Source organism: Dyadobacter sp. BHUBP1, from assembly GCF_050587785.1.
Classification (GTDB): Bacteria; Bacteroidota; Bacteroidia; order Cytophagales; family Spirosomataceae; genus Dyadobacter.
In genome coordinates, this window is record NZ_JBOBIH010000009.1 from 1 (window position 1) to 23,172 (window position 23,172).

Annotated in this window: 21 protein-coding genes; 9 read left to right on the top strand and 12 right to left on the bottom strand. The window is 47.3% G+C overall.

The features are described 5' to 3' along the window. The first annotated feature begins 491 nt into the window (after window positions 1–491). On the top strand, window positions 492–2,282 hold the full coding sequence (locus ACQ4MZ_RS26485) for a hypothetical protein (RefSeq protein ID WP_430850259.1): 1,791 nt from the start codon (window positions 492–494) through the stop codon (window positions 2,280–2,282). 150 nt (window positions 2,283–2,432) lie between these two features. On the opposite strand, the gene ACQ4MZ_RS26490 is transcribed toward ACQ4MZ_RS26485, so the two are convergent. After that, the gene (locus ACQ4MZ_RS26490; RefSeq protein ID WP_430850261.1) at window positions 2,433–3,035 is read right to left on the bottom strand and encodes a recombinase family protein; all 603 of its coding nucleotides are present in this window, start codon (window positions 3,033–3,035) and stop codon (window positions 2,433–2,435) included. Window positions 3,036–3,292: 257 nt separating this feature from the next. Here ACQ4MZ_RS26490 and ACQ4MZ_RS26495 point away from each other — a divergent pair, with 257 nt between their 5' ends. Next, window positions 3,293–4,249, top strand: coding sequence for an Arm DNA-binding domain-containing protein (locus ACQ4MZ_RS26495; protein ID WP_430850263.1), 957 nt, complete (start codon window positions 3,293–3,295; stop codon window positions 4,247–4,249). Between the two features lie 775 nt (window positions 4,250–5,024). Then, entirely contained in the window at window positions 5,025–5,513 is a 489-nt protein-coding gene (locus tag ACQ4MZ_RS26500) for a hypothetical protein (protein ID WP_430850265.1), read from the top strand. A gap of 160 nt (window positions 5,514–5,673) precedes the next feature. Here ACQ4MZ_RS26500 and ACQ4MZ_RS26505 read toward each other — a convergent pair whose 3' ends face one another. From ACQ4MZ_RS26505 to ACQ4MZ_RS26515, 3 genes are read right to left on the bottom strand one after another with little or no spacing between them, the layout of a single operon-like run. Further along, complete coding sequence (locus ACQ4MZ_RS26505) at window positions 5,674–7,152, bottom strand: HesA/MoeB/ThiF family protein (protein ID WP_430850267.1); 1,479 nt, start codon at window positions 7,150–7,152, stop codon at window positions 5,674–5,676. Then, window positions 7,130–7,504: an E2/UBC family protein gene (locus ACQ4MZ_RS26510; RefSeq protein ID WP_430850269.1), complete on the bottom strand. Its 375-nt coding sequence runs from the start codon at window positions 7,502–7,504 to the stop codon at window positions 7,130–7,132. The genes ACQ4MZ_RS26505 and ACQ4MZ_RS26510 overlap by 23 nt, the downstream gene beginning before the upstream one ends. Beyond that, window positions 7,501–8,091 carry a multiubiquitin domain-containing protein gene (locus tag ACQ4MZ_RS26515; RefSeq protein ID WP_430850271.1) on the bottom strand — a complete coding sequence of 197 codons (591 nt, stop codon included), beginning with the start codon at window positions 8,089–8,091 and terminating at the stop codon, window positions 7,501–7,503. The genes ACQ4MZ_RS26510 and ACQ4MZ_RS26515 overlap by 4 nt, the downstream gene beginning before the upstream one ends. Before the next feature lie 618 nt (window positions 8,092–8,709). On the opposite strand from ACQ4MZ_RS26515, the gene ACQ4MZ_RS26520 reads away from it, so the two are divergent. Then, window positions 8,710–9,807, top strand: coding sequence for a HigA family addiction module antitoxin (locus ACQ4MZ_RS26520; protein ID WP_430850273.1), 1,098 nt, complete (start codon window positions 8,710–8,712; stop codon window positions 9,805–9,807). A 197-nt stretch (window positions 9,808–10,004) separates the two neighbouring features. Here the strand turns inward: ACQ4MZ_RS26520 and ACQ4MZ_RS26525 are convergent, their stop codons facing one another. The 5 genes from ACQ4MZ_RS26525 to ACQ4MZ_RS26545 form a co-directional block, all read right to left on the bottom strand. Next, on the bottom strand, window positions 10,005–10,238 hold the full coding sequence (locus tag ACQ4MZ_RS26525) for a DUF2442 domain-containing protein (protein ID WP_430850275.1): 234 nt from the start codon (window positions 10,236–10,238) through the stop codon (window positions 10,005–10,007). Window positions 10,239–10,340: 102 nt separating this feature from the next. Continuing rightward, window positions 10,341–11,612, bottom strand: coding sequence for a TniQ family protein (locus tag ACQ4MZ_RS26530; protein WP_430850277.1), 1,272 nt, complete (start codon window positions 11,610–11,612; stop codon window positions 10,341–10,343). Beyond that, a complete protein-coding gene (locus tag ACQ4MZ_RS26535; protein ID WP_430850279.1) occupies window positions 11,609–12,499 on the bottom strand; it encodes a TniB family NTP-binding protein in 891 nt (296 codons plus the stop codon). The genes ACQ4MZ_RS26530 and ACQ4MZ_RS26535 overlap by 4 nt, the downstream gene beginning before the upstream one ends. 1 nt (window position 12,500) lies before the next feature. Beyond that, the gene (locus tag ACQ4MZ_RS26540; RefSeq protein WP_430850281.1) at window positions 12,501–14,342 is read right to left on the bottom strand and encodes a helix-turn-helix domain-containing protein; all 1,842 of its coding nucleotides are present in this window, start codon (window positions 14,340–14,342) and stop codon (window positions 12,501–12,503) included. 1 nt (window position 14,343) lies between these two features. Beyond that, a complete protein-coding gene (locus ACQ4MZ_RS26545; protein WP_430850283.1) occupies window positions 14,344–15,036 on the bottom strand; it encodes a TnsA endonuclease N-terminal domain-containing protein in 693 nt (230 codons plus the stop codon). Between the two features lie 63 nt (window positions 15,037–15,099). On the opposite strand from ACQ4MZ_RS26545, the gene ACQ4MZ_RS26550 reads away from it, so the two are divergent. Next, window positions 15,100–15,849, top strand: a complete 750-nt coding sequence (locus tag ACQ4MZ_RS26550) for a YifB family Mg chelatase-like AAA ATPase (RefSeq protein WP_430850565.1) — start codon at window positions 15,100–15,102, stop codon at window positions 15,847–15,849. 42 nt (window positions 15,850–15,891) lie between these two features. Further along, window positions 15,892–16,566, top strand: a complete 675-nt coding sequence (locus ACQ4MZ_RS26555) for a Uma2 family endonuclease (RefSeq protein WP_430850285.1) — start codon at window positions 15,892–15,894, stop codon at window positions 16,564–16,566. Window positions 16,567–16,574: 8 nt separating this feature from the next. On the opposite strand, the gene ACQ4MZ_RS26560 is transcribed toward ACQ4MZ_RS26555, so the two are convergent. From ACQ4MZ_RS26560 to ACQ4MZ_RS26570, 3 genes are all read right to left on the bottom strand, one after another. Beyond that, window positions 16,575–17,390, bottom strand: a complete 816-nt coding sequence (locus ACQ4MZ_RS26560) for a hypothetical protein (RefSeq protein WP_430850287.1) — start codon at window positions 17,388–17,390, stop codon at window positions 16,575–16,577. 144 nt (window positions 17,391–17,534) lie between these two features. Continuing rightward, window positions 17,535–18,365, bottom strand: coding sequence for an enoyl-ACP reductase FabI (locus ACQ4MZ_RS26565; RefSeq protein ID WP_430850289.1), 831 nt, complete (start codon window positions 18,363–18,365; stop codon window positions 17,535–17,537). Window positions 18,366–18,476: 111 nt separating this feature from the next. Beyond that, window positions 18,477–19,496 (bottom strand): alpha/beta hydrolase, encoded by a 1,020-nt coding sequence (locus ACQ4MZ_RS26570; protein ID WP_430850291.1) that lies wholly within the window; start codon window positions 19,494–19,496, stop codon window positions 18,477–18,479. Between the two features lie 173 nt (window positions 19,497–19,669). Here ACQ4MZ_RS26570 and ACQ4MZ_RS26575 point away from each other — a divergent pair, with 173 nt between their 5' ends. The 3 genes from ACQ4MZ_RS26575 to ACQ4MZ_RS26585 all read left to right on the top strand — a co-directional run bounded on the left by ACQ4MZ_RS26575 (window position 19,670) and on the right by ACQ4MZ_RS26585 (window position 23,133). Further along, the gene (locus ACQ4MZ_RS26575; RefSeq protein WP_430850293.1) at window positions 19,670–20,356 is read left to right on the top strand and encodes a response regulator transcription factor; all 687 of its coding nucleotides are present in this window, start codon (window positions 19,670–19,672) and stop codon (window positions 20,354–20,356) included. A 184-nt stretch (window positions 20,357–20,540) separates the two neighbouring features. Then, the gene (hemB, locus tag ACQ4MZ_RS26580) at window positions 20,541–21,524 is read left to right on the top strand and encodes a porphobilinogen synthase (protein ID WP_430850295.1); all 984 of its coding nucleotides are present in this window, start codon (window positions 20,541–20,543) and stop codon (window positions 21,522–21,524) included. An 88-nt stretch (window positions 21,525–21,612) separates the two neighbouring features. Further along, window positions 21,613–23,133, top strand: a complete 1,521-nt coding sequence (locus ACQ4MZ_RS26585) for a M28 family peptidase (RefSeq protein ID WP_430850297.1) — start codon at window positions 21,613–21,615, stop codon at window positions 23,131–23,133. Window positions 23,134–23,172 lie beyond the last annotated feature (39 nt).

Sequence of the window (23,172 nt, forward strand, 5' to 3'; positions counted from 1 at the left end):
TCGATAGGGTAAAGCATGCCGGTGATCTAACAGACACAAACTGGGGGAATTCATTAACTTTATACCTAGAACTGTACTTTCCATAGGCCTTCAACAAAATGGATATTAGAAAGATAGACTTAAATGCAGATCCTTTCGGTTTTGATATTTTTGAAAGTATTGAGACTTTTGAAAGCGTTATGAGCTCGCTTGCAGGAATCTATTTCAGCTCTGGTTCCGCGAGCAGAAAAAGCCACAAGCACTACAAAACCCGAAAGACGCCCAGCAATACAGGAAACGCCACAGCGAAATACTCAAACTTAGCAGGGCGTACCCTATTACCGCTAAGGCAGAACGAGAGAAGGCGATTAATTTATACGCATTAGAGCTCAGAAGTGCTAGAGCATTGCTCGCCGGAGGCTAGCGGCGCTTGCCACCTAAGCCATGGTGAAAATCTTACTCAGGCGCCTCAGGTAAGTTCTTCTCACTTATGTTCCTAATATTTAGCATTGATGCACAATCCCTATCAAATCCCCGAATTTCCCGACGGGGATCAGTACTGGTATTTAGCCTGGGTTGGCAAGGTGTCCCAAAACCAGAATGACTACCTCATTGAGGTTGACTTTGTGGCCATCGACTACGCACTTTATCTGCAAAAGCCCAACTCCCATGCATCCTTTGTTATCAAGGATCAATACGGCTCTTTTCGAAAGACTGCCAAAGTCAATGTCGGACTGGTTGGTCTGCTTGAAATCGGCAGTATATGGTATAAAACAAAAATGGTCACCGCACCATCTTCCAACGCGGGCATTTCCAAGGCGCGGATCAGAATAAGCGATGCCCAAAAAGCCCAGTTATCAACTATTGATCGGGAAATAGATATCCCCCACAAATATTACCCCTATAACCTGGCAAAAAGACACAATCAATCGCCATGCGTCATGATCGGCTCCGACAGCTTTGCTAATTTTAGCGAAGAAAGGCCAGTTCGGAAAATCATCATTCCTACCAGCGAAGTTGTCCGCTTCTTTTACAGCGGTTCTAATAGCCTTCTTAAACAGGTATTTTCAGGTGGCATTCCCCGCGATGAAGTGTATGTGCATTCCAAGAGTCGTTTTGATACTGAAACAAGGGAAGCATTTATCCAAATTCGTAAAAAGATGCTGGATTCGGATGCTGAATACATCGGAAGGTTTGTCTTCTGCCCCATCGCCAACACGCGCGTTATACAAATAAGCCAGGAGCTCCAACTAGCCCATCAACACGCGATAGATCCCTTTATCAAAGCCAATCTTCCCCTCACGGGAAGCGCCGCTATATCCCTTTGTGGAAAATATGTTAAATCATCGGAAGACACTGACCAAACCGGAGGAGAATGGGCTTTTTTAGCCTATTCCATCATTAACGTAAAAGCCGATTACCCATACACAAAACTATGGTTTGACCGGGATAATAATACCGACCAGACTCAGAACGCCTTGCAGTACAAGGATGCCCAGCCCAACTGGCAGACCAGCCCGGAGCTCCCCGCAGCAGACGTGGAGATAAGCTCTACTGAAACTGCGAACCCACAGATCAATAGTGCTCACCTTTCAGGACAGGTCCGGACAAAATTTCTTTTGTCCCCACCAATTGAAAAGGTAAAAAAACATCAACAAAAAGTAAAAACGCTCGGTAAACATTTTGCAATGCCCCAAGACGTACCCAGGGCAAGTGTCTCAGAGAATTCCGGAGGCCACGATGGCTTAACCGCACATACTCAAATAGAAAGTATTCAACCATCTGACGGCATTGATTGGGAAGATCTAAACGAGCTTGTGGAAGAATTAACAAGGATGGGGCTAACATGCAAATACCTCACACGAACAACTCATTGGCAAGAGTCGGATCATCCTGGAAGAAAAGTGAGCTTTCATCAAACTGCACAAATGTCGAAATCGGTGCGAAACTGGTGTACAATCAAAGAAGATGTTGGTGGAAGGCTGCGCTCCCGATCTCGCCTTGCAACGTTCCTGAAAATTTCGAGTCAAAACACGGCATATTACCTTATTGACTGTGAAGCCCGCTCAAACGAGCGGTTCAGTCGTGGGTTGGTTTACATACCATCCAGGCCAATTTTAACGGACACCCACCTGAACTGGATTACCATTAATTTGGCTACGGTCCAGGGCAAATGGAAGCATTGGCGCTCACCGCAAAATATTTATATCCACAAACAGGCCTTTGATCACTTGGGAAAAGACACTCCTCGAAAAGTGGCTGAAAGACTTGTGGCCTACATCAAGCGAGTTGAGAGCAGTTGAACTCCGAGTCAATGCAGGACTGCATCTCTATTTCTTCACGCGATTTCCGCGGTGGTTATAAAGGATATAATAAGACCGTCGTTCAGGAGTTTAAAATCCAGTAAAATCCTGCCTGTACAAAGAAGCCCGTTTCCTCCCAGCGGGCTCGCGCTACTTCCGCTTTTTGAGAAACCCCTTTACTTCTACGCCGGCATAGTCTAGTATCTTATATAGTGTTGGTTGACTTTTGATCTGAAAGATTTCCCGGATCATATCCGTGCTTCGGTTATTACGGAGGTACATCTCCTTCACCTCGGGTGCGATTCTTTGGTAGCGTTCGCTCAGCCCAGCGGGCCTTCCTCCGGTCCGTCCCCTTGCACGGGCCGACGCAAGCCCCGCTTTGGTACGTTCCCTGATAATGTTTCTTTCATGCTCAGCAAGTACACACATAAATTGAAAGAACAGGTTGCCTGTGGCAGAACTGGTATCGATCGATTCGGACAGGGATTTCAAATGGATCTGCCTTTCACGGAAAACTTCCATCAGCTCAATTAGTTTTACAGTACTTCTTCCCAGTCTGTCTAGCTTCCATACGACTATCGTGTCACCAGGCCGCGCATACTCCATCAGCCTTTCAAAGTTAGGTTTACTGGACCGAATTCCTGATACCTTGTCAGTAAAGACCTGCTTGCACCCTTCACCTCGAAGCGCGTCCAATTGCATGTCCAAGTTTTGCTCCTGAGTCGAGACCCGGGCATACCCCAGTTTAATCATACTGTTTACAAAACTTAAAAAATCTTAATAAAATACACTTTGAAAAAATACATAACAAGATAAACAAATTTTTGAACGGTTGCACATGCTCGCATGGAAGTTTAATAAAACGACCGTTTTTGTAAACAGCAGGGCAGAAGGGTGCGCGATATAAACTTAAACGAATAATAATATGTGGTATATTTTTATGGAATTCACATTGTTATTGACTAATATTATATCACATATTATAAAGTAAACCCAAAACAGACTACACAATGAAGATTGCCTACTATCTGAATGCCGAAAGGAAGAAAAACTTATACTGCCGAATCTCTGATGGATCCGAGCGCGTCACTTTTTCTCTTGGCCACAGCGTGGATCCTGACCACTGGGACTCCCGTAAAGAAGAAGGCCCCACAGAGGACCCCTACTATTTTACGCTGCTCAGCTTTAAGAAGTATCTATCGCAGCGATTCCATGAGCTAAAAGCCCAAGGTGCCGAAAATATTCTGGATATGCTCAAGATCGAAGCCGAAAACTTCACTGGCCCCTCAGGCATTGAGGGCATTGCAAGAAAGATGTTCGATGACCAAAACAAGGCCGACGACATTCCATCTTATGAAGAATTTTTGCTCGCCTTTGAAAAACACTCCGGAATACCCAGAGGTGAATACCAACCTGAAACGGTGGATAACATGGTAAATTTCGTCACAAAAGAAGGCGACACGTTTACCATCGACACCTATCAGGGCCTGAGCGCAAGACTTAAATCTTTCATTGATGAAAGGTCCTACGATGAAATCGTAACAATGACCAATGAAAACATATGGAGTCAAATATACATTGATGCCGGCATCCAAAAACACGTATTTCTTCCTGTACTATACCGCGAGTGGGAGATTCTCTGGCAAGAGAAATATTCTGAAATCAAGAAGAAAGTCGGCTCAACCGAGCACCTGGATGAGATGAAGGCCAGATCCTGGCGGGAGCTCAGCGTCTTCATGCAATGCTACAACGACGCTGGCGACATCATTGAGCTAGCCTGGGAAATAGACTCGGACGAGCTCTATGCTATTTCGGTAATCACAATGCTCAAAATCTTTAACCCGGAATCCTGCTACACCGAGTACTGCGAACATGAGCTGGAGAGCGAAGATTACACATCTATAGATATTCGCGAAGACGACGAAAACAGTACTTCAATATTCTATATCAAAGAATCCGATTTCTGAATCGGCACTACTTTCGGCCGTTTGCGACCAAGAGGTTCCCCGGTCACGCCCGGCTGACATATCCGAAGATAGCCCACCTGGTTGTGTAAAGTAACGCACCCATCTATAAAAGCCGGCAAATGCTGGCTTTTATGCATTACCGGCCCCAAAAATAATAACACAAACAAACTGGGTGCAAACGATTTACCACAACGGCCCGATTTCAGCGATCAAACTCTTGGTCACCTTTCCAATCATTTGTACCGAGAAAATCGCCCTGGAAAATAAAAGCGCAGATAAACAACTGGCAGGTAGCAAAAAGAAACGATATCAAATAGATGAGTTTTTTCAATAATGACCCGAATGCGATTCAATAGCGGCACAAATTCAAAACATAAAGTTTTATAATTTTAATTTTTCAACTCTACTAATCAAATTGGCAAAAGCAAATGGTGTTCAAAATATACTTGAATGTCAATCCGTTACATTTCTAGAAAGTGCGATTCGTTCCAAAAAATATGGTTTTTTTGGAAAAACTTAAAAAAACTTAGTCACACTTTTGCCAAAAACATATTGGGTTGCCTTCAATGTCCTTCTCTTATACCTGTTGTATTCAGTATTTATAAAAATACTCTACCATCTATTGCAACGATAATAAAAGAAGCTATATTTGCTGGAACAAAAAAGGGCTCGCGTCTCCAAACACAAAGCCCTTTTCGGAAGAAAAATTACCAACACGGATCGTGCTTTTGGGCGCAGCCGTATTGCATTACAAAACTAACACATATTTTTATTAATGAAAAGAAATCCGGTCGATTCCTTAATTGAATCCTTGGTAGCAACCAGATCGACACTTCTCGCACAGCTTTCAATTGCAGATAGTACGTTGACAAGCCTGACTCAACAAAGCGGCGAATCACCTGAGCAATACACTGAAAATCAGGCAACTACTTCCAAAGATTATGACACTAAGTGGTCATATCCTGACAAGTTTATTTATCTACTGAAACGCGAAAACAGGTTTCTACATTTCCGCGAAGCCGCTGAATTAATTGTTGAAATAGAGGGAGGAGACCCCAGCAGAATTTTAGCAAAGCTTTCCTCGAGTACGCATGTACTCAAAAAAAGGGGAGTGATCATCAAATTCCAAGCATCAAGGAAATTACGGGACACCTTTTGGGGTTCACCAAAATGGATTGATGGGGCCGGAATTATTAAAGAGCCTTACAATTTCAACAAAGAATATCTGTATAAAAACACGCAGAAGTATCTTCTTGAAGTTTAAAACGACTGTTTACCAATATTTTATTATCAAGCTGAGATTGCCATCATTAATTTACTCAGCGCTCACACCGGGAGATGTTAAGCATGTTATTTGCTATACAAACGCCCAGAGATAACAATATCCCTGGGCTCACTATTCTTTGTATTACATAATTCGCAGATTATGTAGTAGCATTTTCTTCCGACCATTCAGGAATACCTTCGCGCTGTCTTAACCGCGCAGCTTCTGCCGAATGGTCGCGGCCGTGAGGGGGGCCGAACTGAGTATCCCCTAATGCGATCCCGCTTTGGAAGTAGCACCCCGGTTCGCAACTCGCCGCCTCGTCCTTTCGTATAAATCCATGAGTATAAGAGAAGCGTTGCGTGCCGAAATAATCCGTACCGCCGATACCGGTGACCTGTGCGATGAATTGCATAATTTCCAATGATGCCAAATTCATGCTGAAAGGAAAGATATTCTCATTCCGCTTGAAACGGTGGTTCTCTGGTAAGCCAGATATATATGACGGGTCGTCTAGCATACCGTCGCGCTCCAATTGCACATCCGCAGCATCGTAGGCTTTCAAGCAATGAAGGCAAGGCCGTTGCGGCCCAACCGACTGTAGTTGCCAGTCTGCCCCTTCGAAAATAGTTGACTCCTTTTTAAACCGGACCCCGATACCTCCGTCGACAACGGGGATCAGATGGCCATATGCCAGGTTGTTCAAAACATAACGGGGCCAGGGCCTGTCAACACAGCTGAAAATAATATCGCAATCCAGTGCCCGGGCATAACCTTGGCGCTCTGTAACCCCAAATGGTACCGGATTCACTTCCTTTACTTCCCCGGTGGCTATCACCCTCACCCGTTCTGCAGCTACGTCCACTTTCAATTTACCCAGATCTGCAAAAGATGCTCCGGTCAGCCTATCAAGGTTATGCTCCCGAATTTCATCGAAGTCCAGCATCGTGATCCGCTCAACACCCATTCGGGCAAGAGCATCCACAACCAGGCTTCCTACACTGCCTACTCCGACGACTCCTACCCTTAAACGGGCCAGGTGCGCATGATTCTGCTCCCCCCAAACCGTTAGAGTCCGTTTGAAAGCTGGCCGGAAATTTGGGCGGAGCCTGATATCGTCGTAGTAGGAAACCTCAAGACGCTTTCCAACCACCCTTACGGTAGACGCGAACTTTGGCTTGTAGGTTTCCCGGTTGTATTCCCAAATCCGCGCGCTCCAAGTGCCATCATTGCCCAAAGTGAGCCCCACCAGCGGCAATTCTGTAACAGTCAAAGAGGAACTGCTGTATGACATTTCGGTAGTTACATCATCGTCGCTCATTGCCTGCCAGCCGCAAGACGGGTGACTATGCAGCAGTACAAGCCCTGAACCCTGCATGGATGCCTCCTTGCACGCCCGTCTGAAAAAAGCCGGGTTGATCGTCACGTTCCCGTGAACTTGCCGCTCTCCTTCCAGCGGGAGCAAGACTTGATGGATTAATGAAGTAAACCGAGTACTACCTGCCGAAGGCTTATAAAGCGCAAAGGCCACATCCTCCTGCCGGTCATCGCGTATCAGGTGCCTGGCCAACGTTTCATTTAGATCAGCAGGTATTGCCACGCTGAATTCCTCCTGTTCAATTTCTTTTAAATACGCCATTGATCTGAGAAATTAATTCGCGCGTGGTATTTCCTGGACGCGCCTGAAAACTGTAACTCCAATATTGCCATTCACTACCCAACGGGCTGTTAATAACATTCCGCAGGCCGGGGACCGATCCAAAATCGACCAGGTGTGGCCTCGCCCTGAGGTGTATCGAGGACGGGCACGCACGTGGATAATCTTGCGGCACAGGAATTGCGAGATCGATCTTCCGACCGGCAAAAGTGCCGGTCGGAATTTCGTAGTCCGCAATCATAACATACGAAGCCCCACCTTCGGTAAGGACCGTCACATTCTGGTAGCCCTGCTCACGCAGGCTTTCCAGAATGCATTCTACTCCTATCTTCATGACACTTGGGTTGGGGCGTTGTCGAACAGCGTAAATGTCTGCCCCTGGTGTAAGCAGATCGCTTCGTCGAGATTTTTATACTCGTGCGAACAATTCTGCTTGTCGGCAAGTGTTTTTTCCGAAGGGTCTACACCTGCGAAATCAACCAGGATTTGACGGACCGTCAAGCAAGGCTCCTGGGTCTGATAGTCCTGTTGATCTATATAGAAGGTAATGGCAATAGCTTCGGTAACAAACCTCTCAATACCAAATCCGCGTAAATCAACCGTCTCATCCAGGGCTATCACTCTGGTGTGATTCTGGTGGCCCGGCCCTTTCAAAAGCTGGATTAGGCGGAATCTGGCTGAATCTTTACCGGAAACAGCCATCAAGTCCGCGCCGGTAACGAAGGGACTGGTGAACGTATTCTGGCTTTGGTCGACTTTCACTATATAATGATAGTGGACTTCCACTCCCGGATCATGCGCCGGGTGGGGCCTTTGATGAAGACCGAAGTCTTCGACATCAATCAAAATGATGTTTGCTTGAACAATGATGTCAGCGTCGCTGTGCGGCTGACCGAGTTTTTCATTCTGTACGTTTTCCATACATTTGTGTTGTTAACGCTCACGGCTTCCCACGGCCTGAGCGATAAGGTGAATAATTAAGTACTCTTGTTGGTCTGCTGGCTTGTTCATTGGTCTGGACGTCAGCAGGCTATTTTTTTGGTATTTTCTCTCGGTTCTCACATGATTGCACCTCCTTTCAAAAATCGATCTATGCAAAGGTTACAGGGTTTTTCCGTATTTCCAAGCGATGACCCAAATTATTTCACGTGAAATTATTCACAAATCAGTGAATTTTTTGAAAAAAAATATTTTGACCGTGTTGGATTTCCGTATATTTTTGTCGTAAATTGAACAAGATAAGCTTTAAAGACCCCTTACTCAGGAGGTTACGATGTTATGACTCGAAACCCGCAGACAGGTTCCCATGCAAAATATCCACACGCAGGGAATTCAATATTGTAATTGCGGAACTGACTATTGTTACGACAATAGAACAGATTTTGAAAACACCCCATTTAAATGCATATATCGTCAAGAACACTTCGATCCTCTCATTGTTGGTAGATAAAGAACACCGACTTGAAATTGAATGCATTACAATTGCCGGAATAATCAACGAAATCATCGTAATCCAACTACGAAAAATAACCGAACGTTATGACTGAAATCGAGGATACCTTTACGCCCGTACATCCGGGACAAATTTTAAAAAGGGAACTCGCCGCAAAAGGCATTAAGCAAAATGACCTTGCAGCCGAAATTGGCATTTTACCATCACTGCTCAGCGAAATCATCAAAGGAAAAAGATCGATTACCCCTGACATGTCCCTGTTATTAGCGGCGTTCCTGGAATGCGATCCCAACAAGTACAACGACTTGCAGGCTAATTTCAATTTATTGAGCGCAAGCAAGGAAACCGCTTTAAAAGAGAAACTTAAAGCGATCAATTGGCTTCGGGAGATAAGGACTTATGTGCCTTTACCCTATTTTAGAAAGCAGGAAGAGCTCGACGGAAATCCCGTAAAGGATTTGAGAAAACTGCAGCTGATATTAAATGCCAACTCACCTGAGGAATTAATCGAAACAGTAGGTGAAAAAACCCCAAATGGGATCCGGTTCAAAAAATCAGGAAAACTGATCGAATACAAACCTTTTGTTAATAGCTGGTTGGCTTATACGAAATATTTATCCGCCGGTTTAAAGGTTGCGCCATTTGATTTTTCATCACGACAACAGGTATTCGATGGTTTGAAACCCATTTTCAAAGGCAAGGATGTTCTCCAAAACCTGACGAAGTTCCTTTCAAAACACGGGATCAAGGTTGTACAAGCCCCAAAACCCGAGCATGCGCCGCTTGACGGCGCTGCTTTCTGGTGTGGTGAAAACCCGGTTATTTGCTTAACGCTACGCCATAAACGGCTGGATAACCTGGTTTTTGTAGTCTACCACGAACTGTCACACGTATACCTGCATTTAAATAAAGATCACGACATGTCATTTGTTGATTCTATTGACGATGTCAGGGAAATCGATATTAAAGAACAGGAAGCGAACACAATGGCGCAAAACGCAATGATCCCAGAAAAAGAATGGGAAAACTTTGTGGCACAGCAGCGTTTTTCTGACGAAATCATTGGCGCTTTCGCTGACAGAATGAATATCCCCGGTGCATCGGTGCTAGGTAGGTTATTCTTTGAAAAACAACTTCCTTATTCTGCTTTTTCTATTTTCAAATCGCAGAATCAAATCAATTGAGCAGTCAGAGTAGTTATTCAAAAGGGTAACTACTCCGACTATTTTACGACTATGTCTTCAACTGCCAGTCCTGCCAATTAAAAGCTACCTGTCCGTTTCTCATTTTCTTTATACTCCGTCTGAAGGCAAGTCTGACCGGTATCAAATTACCGATCTTCAATAATACAATACCCTGAAAAGTGCTGTCGGTTTCAGGGTTAGCCGTTTTGTTTTATGTAAGTAAAAAAGCCTTCAAAACTTAAATCTTCATCCAAATCCGGCCAATGAATGCCGAAAGCGGAAAGTTCAAACTTCTCTCGGTCTGCCTGCGACGCACCCGAAAGTCTGGGAAACCACTTCAGCGGTAAGCTTCGCTGTTCACCGGATACCGTCCGTATAAAAATGCGATCGTTCAGAAACCAAATATCTTCCACATCAATTTCTCCGTCCATTGTCTGTCCTCTTTTATTCATACGGCTCCACACCTTCCATTTCTAACCTAACTTACTACAAAACGCAGCAAAAACCCAGCGAAAGCAACACCTATCCTTGAATTAAAACGCCCTGGTTTTCAACTCAACAAGTTTCAAAACTGGAGCTCCTGGCGCAACCGTCTGGCCGGCGCCACAATTCCGACACTTGATCCTGATATTTCCTGAGCGCTTTCCGTTAAGTATCATCCAGTCAGAATCACACCGCTTACAAATATACCCACGCCCGTATTTTCTTTTCGGGCCTGGTAATCCATTAACCGGGGCTTTTTCCCTACCCAATTCTTCCCGCCTGAATGCCGGGGCAAGAAAAGTCCTGTTAGCATTAGAAACAAAAAAGTTTCTAGTCACCAGCTCGTCGTACCAAAACGGCGCCTGTTTCATATCCCTGAGCAGGTCACTGCTGGTAAGCCCGTGATAGGTGCATATGAAAATCAGGTTTTTGCAGTCCCCTTCCAATAACCAACAAGCTTGCCTGAGCAGCGCCGTACGGGTTGATAACGGCAAGAAATCAAACCCAGGACAATCCCTTTCCTGCTGACTAGGTAAGTTGCAACCAAATCGTAACGACAGGTCATTTTGAACCACTTTGCATTTGGGAGAATTCGATAGAAGTATTTTCAGCACCTGCCCCAACACATCAAAATAAAGGTGGGAATAGATAACCTCTTTTTTCCATCCGTGCCCAAGGATGCTGTAAAGCTTCTTTTGCATCCGGACCAGCCTAACAGGAGCACGACTTGCTTCGCTAAAAGCGAGATCAAAACCGCAGCCCGAACAGGTGGAAATCGGCTTTTCAGGTCCCTGATTGCGATGACCGAGCTCACCCCTGAAAAACATGACCGGTGAATCGCACTGCGGGCACCTGTCATGTAGATAAATATGGCATGTCGGACAGACCACCGAGAAAGATAAACGCCATGATTTTCTGAAATATGGCTGCTCGCCATCTTTTTGCAAGCACATCGGGCAAAATAGCAGCCCGAAGCTTTTCCTGGTCCTGTGGTATATTCCCAGCGGAAGGATCCATTTTGTATTTCCCTGGCTGTTGTGCTTCAAATATACCCGGCCTTCATAGTCCTTTAAACCACATTGTTGTACTCGTAGAAAAGACACGGGCGTTCTACTGGCCAGCACTTGTAAAAGTCCTTCCGGCGCCAGCTTATCAATATCACGGTTCCAAACGCTGGTGCCGGCAAAAGCGAGCGAGCAAAAAGTCTGTACTTTTAAACGCAGGCGCTGGGAAAGCCTGACAAGCCAGCTCGACAGAAGCTCATCTTCTTTGGGGAAAACGAACACAGGCCAGTAAGCCGGTTGGGCACCGCACACGTTCATCCGTTCAACCGGTTGGCCTCCAATTTACGTTGGCTTGGTGCAAGCCATTCCAGGCTTTCCAGCAACTTACGAGTAATTCGCTCCTGTTGGCTGTTTATTGCGTGGGTCGCCGCCAGGCGGATCACCGCGGCGATCTCACCCAAGGTACCTTCGCTCATTGACAATATTTTCAAGCTTATTGCGTCGTCTGCCAGCCCGGATGGATTCTTCAATGGAAGATTGTATTCGAAACTTGCCAACAACCTGCGGTAGTCATCGCAGTCCCGCCATCTGGGCAACACATGCGGCTCGAAACGGTTCGCCAGTTGTGGATCGGTATGAATGGCCCGAAACGCATCCTTTGTCCCGACAGCAACAATCGGTATTTGAAGTTCATTGGACAAATACTTGATCACATTCAGGAAACTGCGCTGCTTGCTCATATTGCCGGCCAGCACATGCTGAATTTCGTCAATGATTATCATTTTCGTTTGAACATCATTAAGAAGATTCATCACCTGGTACTGCTTTCTGTCAACCTTATCGTTAATCTTATAAGGAGTGAAAAGGCGCTCTAAAATACCGTTGTAAAAGCGCCGCTCGTCAGGGACTGGCGGGGCCTGGACCATCAGCACAGGAACATGGATAAAATCTTCCCCAGGAACCGAATATGGTTTGTGCCGCTCAACAAATCTATTGGCAATGACCGTCTTACCGTTATTGGTGTTACCTACTAACAATAGGTTCGGCATCCGGTGGGTTGGCGGGTGGTGAAGCAGGTCCTCCAATCTGTCCAGCGCCTTTTTAGCCAACGGATAGCCGATAATGGGATTACTGGCAAGGTTAGTTATACGATGCTGAGCAGGCCAGTCCACCTGGTGTTGTAAGTCAGGATTGAGGTGCTGCATCCTACAAAAGGTCAAAAGGTTTGAATTGACCAGAAACAGCATGGCTTTCGGTCTGAGCTACGTCCTCTATTTCAGTTCTTGGTAATGATGCCAAAAATGGCTCATGGACAGCGGGACGCTCGGTGTTCTTACGCGCCTTTCTGGTAAGATTGGCTGAATTTGCTTCTATTTGCCGCAGCTGCTCGTAGGCCATAAAAATTCCGTCTTCATTAACCGCGGTTTTTTGCTTTTCAAGCGCCTTGAGTGCCTTGCGATGCTCCCAGATGCTTATGGCAGGCCTGGATGTGTCACGGTAAGGAATCGGAAAGTATTCCTTTAATTCCGGGTCAAAAAAGTAGATGACGCTGATATCGCGCGGATCACGCCTGAATAGTAACTTGCGCCTGTGTTCGTATTTTGTCCAATCCGTTGCTTTTATCCAACGCCTTAAAACATCAGAATAATAGCATATGTGGTCGATCATCACCCCATACTCCTGTACAGTCCGCTCCTGGAACGGCATAAAGTCCAACCGTACCTTATCCTCGTTGGCATAACGAAACGGCAGGCCTATACCCTGCTCGCCATCCTTACCCAAAAGTCCCTGTTTAAAGCGCTCCAACGGCGTGCAGCCGATACCAGAGTGCAGCCGTACATGGTATATTTCCGTAATGAACTTCAACAACCACACTTCCAGTTCTTCCAAGGTCATTGTCGATTTTTCCTCGGAGCGATAGCCGCCTCGTTCCCTGGGATTGGAGAAGGTACTCCCCGATAGCGTATGGATCTCACCCAGGACCGTTCCTAAAAACCGCTCGATGTGCCCTCCATACCTTGGAGCCTTCACTGGGCGCCATTTAAGCGTAATCCCGTACTCTTCACAGGCCCTTTTCAGCATAGTACCTCGAAATTCCTTGGCATTATCCAGGTGGATCGTTTTCATAGTTCCCCAGCAAGGCCATTCTCCGCCCAGATCATATTTTGCCAACCATTGTTCCTTTGGTAAAATACTATTGGCCAGACAAAGACCTGTGCCGATTGCGCCGGGAGGATCGAACGATATATAAAAACCAACAACCATCCTGCTGTAAACGTCGATCGCCATCGTAATCCAGGGCCTTCCGACTGGTCGGCGTTCGACCTTATCGACCAAAATAATATCCAGCTTGGTATGGTCTATCTGTACCACTGATAAAACAGATTCCGCACCAGGGAAACTACCCCTGTGCGGCGCCAACTGTTCTTGCGCTGCATCGGCGCCAAATCTATAACGGAGTCGAGTATAATCCGCTATTTGCAATACCCTATTGCGGATAGTATTGCTGTGAGGTAAGGGCAGTCCTGCCTGTTTGCATACACTTGCAACTGTCTGGTACACCTTGCCAAGAGGCTTTCGTTGCCTGGTCAAATACTGCGTCTTAATCGCATCCTGAATAACTATATCGACCTCTTCGGGAATCCTGGTCTTGCCTTTACCCCCGTCGCGTGAAATGTCCATCAAAGAGGACACCACGCCCATGGTTTCAAAGCGTTCAACCCAGCGGTAGATCGTGGCGACGCTTACACGGTGTTGCTTGCTAAGGCGCTTAACCAGCTCTCCATCCCCACGGTTTTCCAGCACAGGCCGGATAATCCCATATCTTTTGTTGGCCGTCTCCCACGCCTTTTCAGAAGCCTGGCCAATATCTGAAACCCTGGTGCCATTTTCATAGACGGGCACCAGCTCATCAATACCTAATATTTTCAAATCGTCACTCTGCTGCCGATGTGCTAGTACACGGGTGGCATCCAGCACGAGTTTCACCTGGTAAAGCTCTCCCATATGAGAGACTGTCGATCCAGATGTAATATATTTTTGACTCATACTACCTCAATTTCAATGGCTTAACAAATACCGGATTATTTGCTGATTTTGACCAAATTGGCGTTTTCATCGTCAGCTTATAGGTCAGTTCCACCCCAATTAAACCCAGTGACACCATATGCCAAAGTACAAAAAGATAGTGAGCCTGTTGATAAAAGTCACGGGCAGCAATCTGAATAATTTCCTGTGGTGTTGTCACAGGAATCCGGTCAAGCAGATTATCAAGCCTTTCTACATACCCCGGCAGCACGGCCACGTCACGATAACGGTTTAAAAACCGCGCATTCAGCATGTACTCGGTTTGGATTTCCTTTTCTGTGAATATCTTGAATTCCATCCCTCGAGCGGATGCATAGTCAAGTGCCGCCTTGAACCTGGGTTTCAGTGCGTACCACTGCTTTTTGATATCCGCCCGGTACATCACCGCACACAAACGCGGTTTGATTAATGAAGCCGGCTCGAAATCCCAGCGGTACTTAATAAAAACATCCGGGGTGTATTCGCCACGCCCACCGGAATCATCCGAATACTCGATGTTGACCGGGTTCTCCTTAAAGATTTGAACACAATGGTCGAATTTGAGTATCTCCCGAAAATCTTCGAGCAACTCGGACTGTCTTTTACTACGCCTTGGCCTTTCCAAGAAGAGCTGCTGAGCTCCATGTACGTCAAACTGTGCTTGGTTAGTTTCCATAAACACTCTCATCATCTTTTGTAAAAACCCAAACCATTCTCATCATCTCTTGTATATTTTCTCATCATCTTATGTGGAAAGTGCCCGAAATCGCCTGATTATTCTCATCATCTTTTGTATTTGACAGGCGGCGGAAGCTATCCGCAGCCCGGTGAAATATCTCTGGCTCACAATGGCGTGCTGTTCCTGGACGAGCTGCCGGAATTTAAACGCTCAGTACTCGAAGTCATGCGGCAACCCCTGGAAGAAAGAAAAGTGAGTATTTCGAGGGCCAAAATGGCTGTGGAATATCCTGCCAACTTCATGCTCATCGCCAGCATGAACCCTTGCCCCTGCGGCTACTATAACCATCCTGAGAAAGACTGCGTTTGCGGGCCGGGTGTCGTTCAGAAATACCTCAACAAGATCAGCGGTCCGCTCCTCGATCGCATTGATCTGCATGTTGAGGTAACTCCCGTCTCCTTTGAGCAGATATCCTCCACCCGCAAATCCGAAAGCAGCAGGCAAATCCGCGAGCGCGTGATCCGCGCACGTGAGCGCCAGACCGAGCGCTTCAAAAACCGCAGGGAAATCTATTCAAACGCGATGATGACCCCCGAAATGGTCAAGCAGATCTGCATTATCGAGGACGCCGGCAAAATGCTTCTGCAAAAAGCAATGGAACGCATCGGCCTTTCCGCCCGTGCCTACGACCGCATCCTCAAAGTATCCCGCACCATCGCCGACCTCGCAGACAGCGATGACATCAAGGTCGAGCATTTGGCGGAAGCGATTCATTATCGGAGTTTGGACAGGGAGAATTGGGCTGGATGACAGTGCCAATAGTCTATTTTTTCACCTTAAACTTCGTTAAATTTGGAAACACTACAATTGACAGGAGAAATGAGTAATCGTATCGTTTCGGAAATCATGAATGTGCCGGATGCATATCTGGTGCTGGATGCAGTGCAAAAAGCGCTCGATGAAGAGCGGAAGCGTCGGTTGAAATTTTATAATGATATCACGGAGCAGGAGAAAACTGAGTTTATTAATGGTAAGATTGTGGTTCACTCTCCTGTGAAGATGAAACACAATAAAGCTTCGCTACGTTTGGCCCAACTTATGAACATTTATGTTTGCAAACATGATATGGGTTTTGTCGGAATAGAAAAGATTATGATCACGCTGACTAGAAACGATTATGAACCTGACATTTGCTTTTTCCGCAAAGACAAGGCCATGACGTTCACCACCGATCAAATTCTTTTCCCCACTGCCGATCTGGTTGTGGAAGTGCTCTCAACTTCGACCGAAGCTCGCGACCGTGGCGTAAAGTTCGATGATTATCAGGCGCATGGTATTGAGGAATACTGGATCGTAGATCCCGAAAACGAAACACTTGAACAATATCACCTCATCGACGAAAAATATGAGTTGATTCTCAAAGCTTCAAGCAATGACGTTAAAAGCTTTGTAATCGAAGGCTTCCAAATCCCCATCCGCGCCATCTTCGACGACGCTGAGAATCTGAAAGCCATTCAAAATTTATAGTACCCTACTCAAAGTTCCTCTACACTTACCCCCCCCAGCTCCTGGAAGAGCGTCTGCCAGTAATGCGTCACGTGCGGGTTGTTCTCTTTGCTTGAAGCCGTCGGTTCGAATGGAGAAACGATCGTAACCTGTGGTGAGCCAATCGCGTAGCGTTCCAGCTTCTTGGTATCTTCTTTGGCATCCTCTTCCGCTTCGGCGTCGCTTTTAGGCGGATTGGTATGAAAATCGCGGCGATCGGCGCCTTTCACGCTCTCTACCATATCACTGAAATAATATACTTTCACTTCCGAGCCACTTTCGCCGGCTTTGGCAATTACCGGCAAGCTGGCCCAAATGTCGGTCGACAGGTTCGAGGACCCGGTATTCTGCTGGTTGAGCTTCGCAAGCAACTGACGCAGATAAATGCTCTTTTCCTTTTGTAATGTCAGCTGGAATGCGGTTTCGATGCCTTCCCGGTCGGTCGCATTGGCGCCTTCGAGGTTATCGCGTTCACTGCGAACGGTCAGGGACAACGCACGGGCCTTGGAAGTGTTTTCGTGGATGAAGTATACTTCCAGTTTATCGCCCTTGTTCTTCATATTCTGCTCGATAATGTCGGTCAGAGCCTGGCGGTATTTGTCATTCACGTAGCGTTTATCGACATGCACGCTTTGGGTTTTATCCAGAAACACCAGCGTATACACCGGCGGATCGGGAACGGCCTCTTTAGTGGCCTCTTTTTCTCCTCCGCATGAAAATAAAGTCAGGAACATGGCTGCGAGCAAAAGGCGGCTTGCCAATGCCCCGGGTTTGCTGAAAAAGGGGTGATGAGTCTGATGATTCATAAATGGATTTTATTTGGCTAAACTAATTGGTTCTTCAAACATTACACAACGCGAAACGGTGTGTATACGCATTTATTTTAATACAAAAAGAAAACCCTTCAAAACACGTGCCTTGAAGGGTTTTCAAAATATCAAATCGGAATATTACTGTTGCTGCTCCGCCTGTTGCTGGATCATCGTTACCAGTTCTTCGGAAATACCGGTTGAAGAGTAACCGCCATCGTGGTAGAGGTTCTGCATCGTCACAAAGCGGGTCAGATCAGAGAACAGGGTGATCGCATAGTTGGCGCAATCATCTGCCGAAGCATTGCCCAGTGGGCTCATTTTTTCCGCGAAATCATAGAATGCGTCGAATCCTTCGATACCCGAGCCGGCCTTGGTTTTGGTAGGCGACTGTGAAATTGTATTCACACGCACATTCTTGGCCTTTCCGTAGCGGTAGCCGTAGCTACGCGCAATGCTTTCGAGCATGGCCTTGGCTTCGGCCATGTCACTATAGAATGAATAGGTACGTTGCGCCGCAATGTAGGATAATGCCACAACCGATCCCCAATCGTTGATCGCGTCGAGCTTTTCAGCCACCTGCAAAAATTTGTGCAGCGACAGCGCCGAAATATCCACGCCTTTCTGGAACCATTCGTAGTTCAGGTCGCCATAGGAACGACCTTTGCGTACGTTCAGCGACATTCCGATCGAGTGCAATACGAAATCGATCTTGCCACCAAGGATCTCGGTCGATTTGGTAAAAAGGTTTTCAATATCTTCCAGGGAAGTTGCATCAGCAGGGATAATCTCGGCGTCGCATTGCTTCGCCAAATCGTTGATCGCCCCCATACGCATGGCAATAGGCGCATTGGTGAGCACAAACGTGGCACCTTCTTCCTTCGCTTTCAGCGCAACTTTCCAGGCAATGGAGTTTTCGTCCAATGCACCCGATATAATTCCTCTTTTTCCTTTTAATAAACCGTAAGCCATGTTTCCTTTTATTGTTGATTAATTAGGATGTCCGTTCAAGCCGGCAAAGTAAAGCATTTTTAGCGGCTTTAACCACAATATCCCCCGCCCCGATGCCTTTCCTGTACCCGTTCAAGGCTGGGCGACAGACTTTTCTACTGGTTTCAAATGCAGCTTTTCCTGAAAAAACCGGTCTGTGGCCTCGTACACACTCTTTACGTCCTTCGACCGTAACCGCGAGCCGATGACATGGTCGCCGGTCTCCGGAAATGCCATTTCCTCTTTAAGGTCCGCCGGCGTGCCCAATTCCTCAAACATTTTACGGATCGCCTTCACCGACACGACTTTATCCTGGTGCTCCTCATCTTTATAATAATATCCTACAAAAACCGGCATTTTCACTTCTGCAAAAATCTCCGGCCGGGCAATAGCATCGATCATCTGCTGCAACGTCGTGAGCCCGTTGGTATGGTAGCCCTGTAACCAGAATTGCGCCTGCGCGGGAATGGAATCCTTACCCATATTGTGTGTACCCATCACCTTATGCAGGATTTGCTGGCCCCACGGACCGGTCACGAGCTTCATCGCCGGGTTTGCAATGGCCATACACGGCGAGTAAAGCACCAATCCCTTGATTTCAGGATGGGTGGCCGCCAGGTAAACGGAGAGTAGTCCGCCCGCCGAAGTACCGATCACGATAACCGTATCTCCCAGGACCTTCCCGATCGCCAGCGCGCGCTTCGCTCCGGCCAGGAAATTGGCAGGAGTGAGATCGTCGAAGGCATTCGTATCGGCGATACCGGCGTCGTGCATACGCGAGAGGTAAAGATTGGCCCCGTACTTTTTAGCGAGGTCTTTGTGAATAGGATCGCCCTCGGCCCAGCTCGCGCCGAACCCATGGATGTACACGATGCTGTAAGTCGTCTTCTGCTTCAAGCTATCGTTTGCCCACACGATCCGCGCCTCGTTGTCGGGCTTCAAAAGCGGTGTGGCCTTTTCGGTGCGGTTTATTTCCTCTTCCAGCTTCGTAAGGTCGCTGGTAACGGTTGGTAAAACAGGCGTAAGGCGTGCTTCCGGCACTTTTGGCCCGGAAATGTACACGATACCGAGGATCACGAGGATCGCGGCGACCCATAGGATGAACTTTAACATTTTTTATGAATTAAGAAGGTTTCACAGATACGAAAGATCGCTAGTTTTATCGGGTTAATTTACGCAGGATGTAACCATTCAGCAATTTTTACTGAATTCTGTTATTCATGGATCAACCCACCCCACGCAGGGATGTCGTATCTTGCAACCTAAACGATTTACCTCTTTTTCAAATGCCCAATCTTTTACTCGTTGAAGACGACGCCAACCTCGGAATGCTTCTTCAGGAATATCTGACGGATAAAGGCTTTCCTACTGACCTTGCTACTGATGGGCAAAAGGGCTGGCAGCACTTTGTGGATAAAGAATACGATTTGTGCATTTTCGATGTGATGATGCCCAAAAAGGACGGCTTTTCGCTGGCAAAAGAGGTACGTATGAGTGGGCGTGATGTACCTATTATTTTTCTAACGGCGAAGTCGATGAAGGAGGATACGATGCAGGGTTTCCGGGTCGGGGCGGATGATTACGTGACCAAGCCTTTCGACCGTGAAGAACTGCTCATGCGGATCCAAGCCATTCTTAGGCGCTATACCCGGCAGACCGACCAGCCGGAAGAGGTCAAGGCATTCAGGATTGGCCAATATACCTTTGATTATAACCACCAGCAATTAGCCATCGGCGAGACATCCGCACGCCTTACCAGCAAGGAATCGGAGTTGCTCCGGCTATTCTGCCAGAACCTCAACCAGCCTATCAGCCGCAGTTTTGCATTGAAAACCATCTGGGGCGACGACTCCTATTTCAATGCGCGCAGCATGGACGTCTATATTACCAAACTCCGCAAATACCTCCGCGAAGATCCTTCGATCCAGATCATGAATTTGCATGGGGAGGGTTTTAAGTTGATGGTAGGGTAAATGGAGGAGAGGGAGGATGGAGGAAAGGAGAATGGACAAAAGGGCGGCCCGCGTAGAGAGAATGGTTAGGGAAAAAGGGGCGATTGGGAAACTCTGCGTTTCTTTGTGGGGTTTTCTTTAAAGTATTTCAATAAGCCTTTATAAAAGCCGACGGCCGAAAGCCGATCGCCGACTGCCCATTACCATGATCCAATTAGACCGTCGTCCCCGACGCAATAGAAAATCCGCAGGAGTGCGTGACCTGGTTCAGGAAACCAATTTGCAGGTATCCGATTTCATTTTCCCCATGTTTGTCGTAGAAGGAACACAGCAGAAGTCCGAGGTGAAGTCGATGCCCGGCATTTACCGCTATTCGCTGGACAACCTGCTCGAAGAGCTTAAAGAAGTGACTGACCTGGGTATCAGGGCGATCGACCTCTTCCCCAACTATCCCGAAAGCAAAAAGGACCGTTTCGCATCGGAAAGCTATCATGAAGATACTTTTTACCTCAAAGCCATTACCGCGGTAAAGGAGCAGTTTCCCGAGTTGGTGATCATGACCGATGTAGCCATGGACCCGTACAGTTCCGACGGCCACGACGGCCTCGTTGAGAACGGTAAGATATTAAACGACGCTACACTCGAAATCCTCGCTAATATGTCGCTGGCGCAAGCCAAAGCCGGTGCCGACATTCTCGGCCCGAGCGATATGATGGACGGCCGTGTGGGCTACATCCGCCGCCACCTCGATGCACACGGGTTTACCGACGTGAGCATTATGTCCTATTCTGCCAAATATGCGAGTGCGTTCTACGGCCCCTTCCGCGATGCATTGGAATCGGCACCGAAATTTGGCGACAAAAAGACTTACCAGATGAACCCCGCCAACAAGCGCGAGGCATTACTCGAAGCACAGCTGGACTTTGAAGAAGGCGCCGACATGCTGATGGTGAAGCCTGCATTGTCGTATCTCGATATTATCCGGTTGCTGGACGAGAACTTCGACATTCCTATCGCTGCGTACAACGTTTCGGGTGAATATGCGATGGTGAAAGCCGCTGCGCAAAATGGCTGGCTCGATGGCGACCGTGCAATGATGGAAGTGCTTACCAGCATCCGCCGCGCGGGAGCGAAATGCATCCTGACCTATTTCGCGAAAGAAGCGGCCGTGATATTGAACAAACGGTAGCGATTTCCGATTCGGCTAACATACAATGTGGAGATGTCTGATTATCTTACATCTTCACATTCTCTTTTTAAATCATCACAAAACAGTCATGAAACTACCTTTCCTCCTGCTACCGCTCGGGCTGGCTCTTGCAATCCCGGCCGATGCGCAGAAAAAGACATCCTCATTACCTGAATTCCAAATTAAAAAGTCGGAAACCGAAGCGCATATCCGCTTCCTCGCGGGCGACGAGCTTATGGGCAGGCGCACGGGCGAGCAAGGGAACTTCGTAGCAGCCCGCTACATTGCCGAGCAGTTCCGCAAGCTTGGCGTCGTACCCGTGCCAGGCAATTCAGAAACCGGTACTTCGAGCTATTTCCAGCGTGTGCCATTCGAAAAAATGGGCGCTAATGGCCCCGGCGAGATCGCGGCAGACGCCGAGATCATGAAGAGCGGCACCGACTGGCTTTTGATGGCCGGCGATGCGGTAGATTTGAAAGCGCCGATCGTTTACGCGAGCTTTGGTCTGGAAAATGCGGCTAAAAGCTGGGACGACTACAAAGGATTGGACGTGAAAGGTAAAATTGTGCTGGTAGAAAGCGGTACGCCGGAAACGCAGACGCCTTCTGAAATCATCGCTACTTCGACAGAAAAACGCAAAATTGCCCAAGATAAGGGCGCTATTGCGGTTATTGAGCTTTTCAATGCACCTATTCCCTGGAATACAGTAAGCAAGTTTTTTGCAGGAGAGAAAATATCGCTGGCCGAAGCTACCGCTGCCAAAACGATCCCGCATGCCTGGGTGAATGGAAAGGAGGCCAAATTCGCGCGTGCATTGCGTGCGGTGAAAGAAGTCACTTTCAAAACTTCCGGAAGGGTTGCGAAGCCTATTTACAGCTACAATGTGGCCGGCTACATCCCGGGCAGCGATCCTAAATTGAAAGAAGAATACGTCTTGCTTTCGGCGCATTACGACCATGTAGGTGTAGGCAAGCAAGGCGGGCAGTCGTATACGCCCGAGGACAGCATCTTCAACGGCGCACGCGACAATGCATTTGGCGTAACTGCATTGCTCACAGCAGCCGAGGCATTGGCTAAAAACCCACCCAAACGCTCTATCGTCATTGTCGCCTTGACTGGCGAAGAAGTAGGCCTGTTGGGCAGCAAATATTACGCGGCACATCCGATTATGCCTTTGAACAAATGCATTTTCAATATGAATTCCGACGGGGCGGGCTATAATGACACGACCATCGTTTCGGTAATGGGCCTCGACCGTACCGGCGCGCGCGCAGAGATCGAAACAGCCTGTAAGACATTTGGCCTGGGCGTTTATGCTGATCCTTCACCTGAACAAGGTCTTTTCGACCGTTCGGATAATGTGAGTTTTGCCAAAGAAGGTGTTCCTGCACCGACTTTCACACCAGGTTTCAAAGAGTTCAATGGGGATATCATGAAAAACTACCACCAGGTAACCGACCACCCAGAAACAGTGGATTTCAACTACCTGCTGAAATTCAGCCAGGCTTACACATATGCAACCCGCCTCATCGCCGACCGAAAAACGGCGCCGCAATGGAGTGCAGGTGATAAATATGAGCCGGCAGCTAAGAAACTCTACGGTAAATAAGGCTTTTAATACAAAAGAAAAGACCTCCGGAATTGTATT

Bases quoted from the DNA above. Each gene is read 5' to 3' on its own strand.
- ACQ4MZ_RS26525 (WP_430850275.1), bottom strand. From the start codon at position 10,238: ATGGACGGAGAAATTGATGTGGAAGATATTTGGTTTCTGAACGATCGC.
- ACQ4MZ_RS26520 (WP_430850273.1), top strand. From the start codon at position 8,710: ATGACTGAAATCGAGGATACCTTTACGCCCGTACATCCGGGACAAATT.
- ACQ4MZ_RS26570 (WP_430850291.1), bottom strand. From the start codon at position 19,496: ATGTTAAAGTTCATCCTATGGGTCGCCGCGATCCTCGTGATCCTCGGT.
- ACQ4MZ_RS26495 (WP_430850263.1), top strand. From the start codon at position 3,293: ATGAAGATTGCCTACTATCTGAATGCCGAAAGGAAGAAAAACTTATAC.
- ACQ4MZ_RS26500 (WP_430850265.1), top strand. From the start codon at position 5,025: ATGAAAAGAAATCCGGTCGATTCCTTAATTGAATCCTTGGTAGCAACC.
- ACQ4MZ_RS26560 (WP_430850287.1), bottom strand. From the start codon at position 17,390: ATGAATCATCAGACTCATCACCCCTTTTTCAGCAAACCCGGGGCATTG.
- ACQ4MZ_RS26485 (WP_430850259.1), top strand. From the start codon at position 492: ATGCACAATCCCTATCAAATCCCCGAATTTCCCGACGGGGATCAGTAC.
- ACQ4MZ_RS26505 (WP_430850267.1), bottom strand. From the start codon at position 7,152: ATGGCGTATTTAAAAGAAATTGAACAGGAGGAATTCAGCGTGGCAATA.
- ACQ4MZ_RS26490 (WP_430850261.1), bottom strand. From the start codon at position 3,035: ATGATTAAACTGGGGTATGCCCGGGTCTCGACTCAGGAGCAAAACTTG.
- hemB (WP_430850295.1), top strand. From the start codon at position 20,541: ATGATCCAATTAGACCGTCGTCCCCGACGCAATAGAAAATCCGCAGGA.
- ACQ4MZ_RS26515 (WP_430850271.1), bottom strand. From the start codon at position 8,091: ATGGAAAACGTACAGAATGAAAAACTCGGTCAGCCGCACAGCGACGCT.
- ACQ4MZ_RS26535 (WP_430850279.1), bottom strand. From the start codon at position 12,499: ATGCAGCACCTCAATCCTGACTTACAACACCAGGTGGACTGGCCTGCT.
- ACQ4MZ_RS26530 (WP_430850277.1), bottom strand. From the start codon at position 11,612: ATGAACGTGTGCGGTGCCCAACCGGCTTACTGGCCTGTGTTCGTTTTC.
- ACQ4MZ_RS26510 (WP_430850269.1), bottom strand. From the start codon at position 7,504: ATGAAGATAGGAGTAGAATGCATTCTGGAAAGCCTGCGTGAGCAGGGC.
- ACQ4MZ_RS26585 (WP_430850297.1), top strand. From the start codon at position 21,613: ATGAAACTACCTTTCCTCCTGCTACCGCTCGGGCTGGCTCTTGCAATC.
- ACQ4MZ_RS26565 (WP_430850289.1), bottom strand. From the start codon at position 18,365: ATGGCTTACGGTTTATTAAAAGGAAAAAGAGGAATTATATCGGGTGCA.
- ACQ4MZ_RS26540 (WP_430850281.1), bottom strand. From the start codon at position 14,342: ATGAGTCAAAAATATATTACATCTGGATCGACAGTCTCTCATATGGGA.
- ACQ4MZ_RS26545 (WP_430850283.1), bottom strand. From the start codon at position 15,036: ATGGAAACTAACCAAGCACAGTTTGACGTACATGGAGCTCAGCAGCTC.
- ACQ4MZ_RS26575 (WP_430850293.1), top strand. From the start codon at position 19,670: ATGCCCAATCTTTTACTCGTTGAAGACGACGCCAACCTCGGAATGCTT.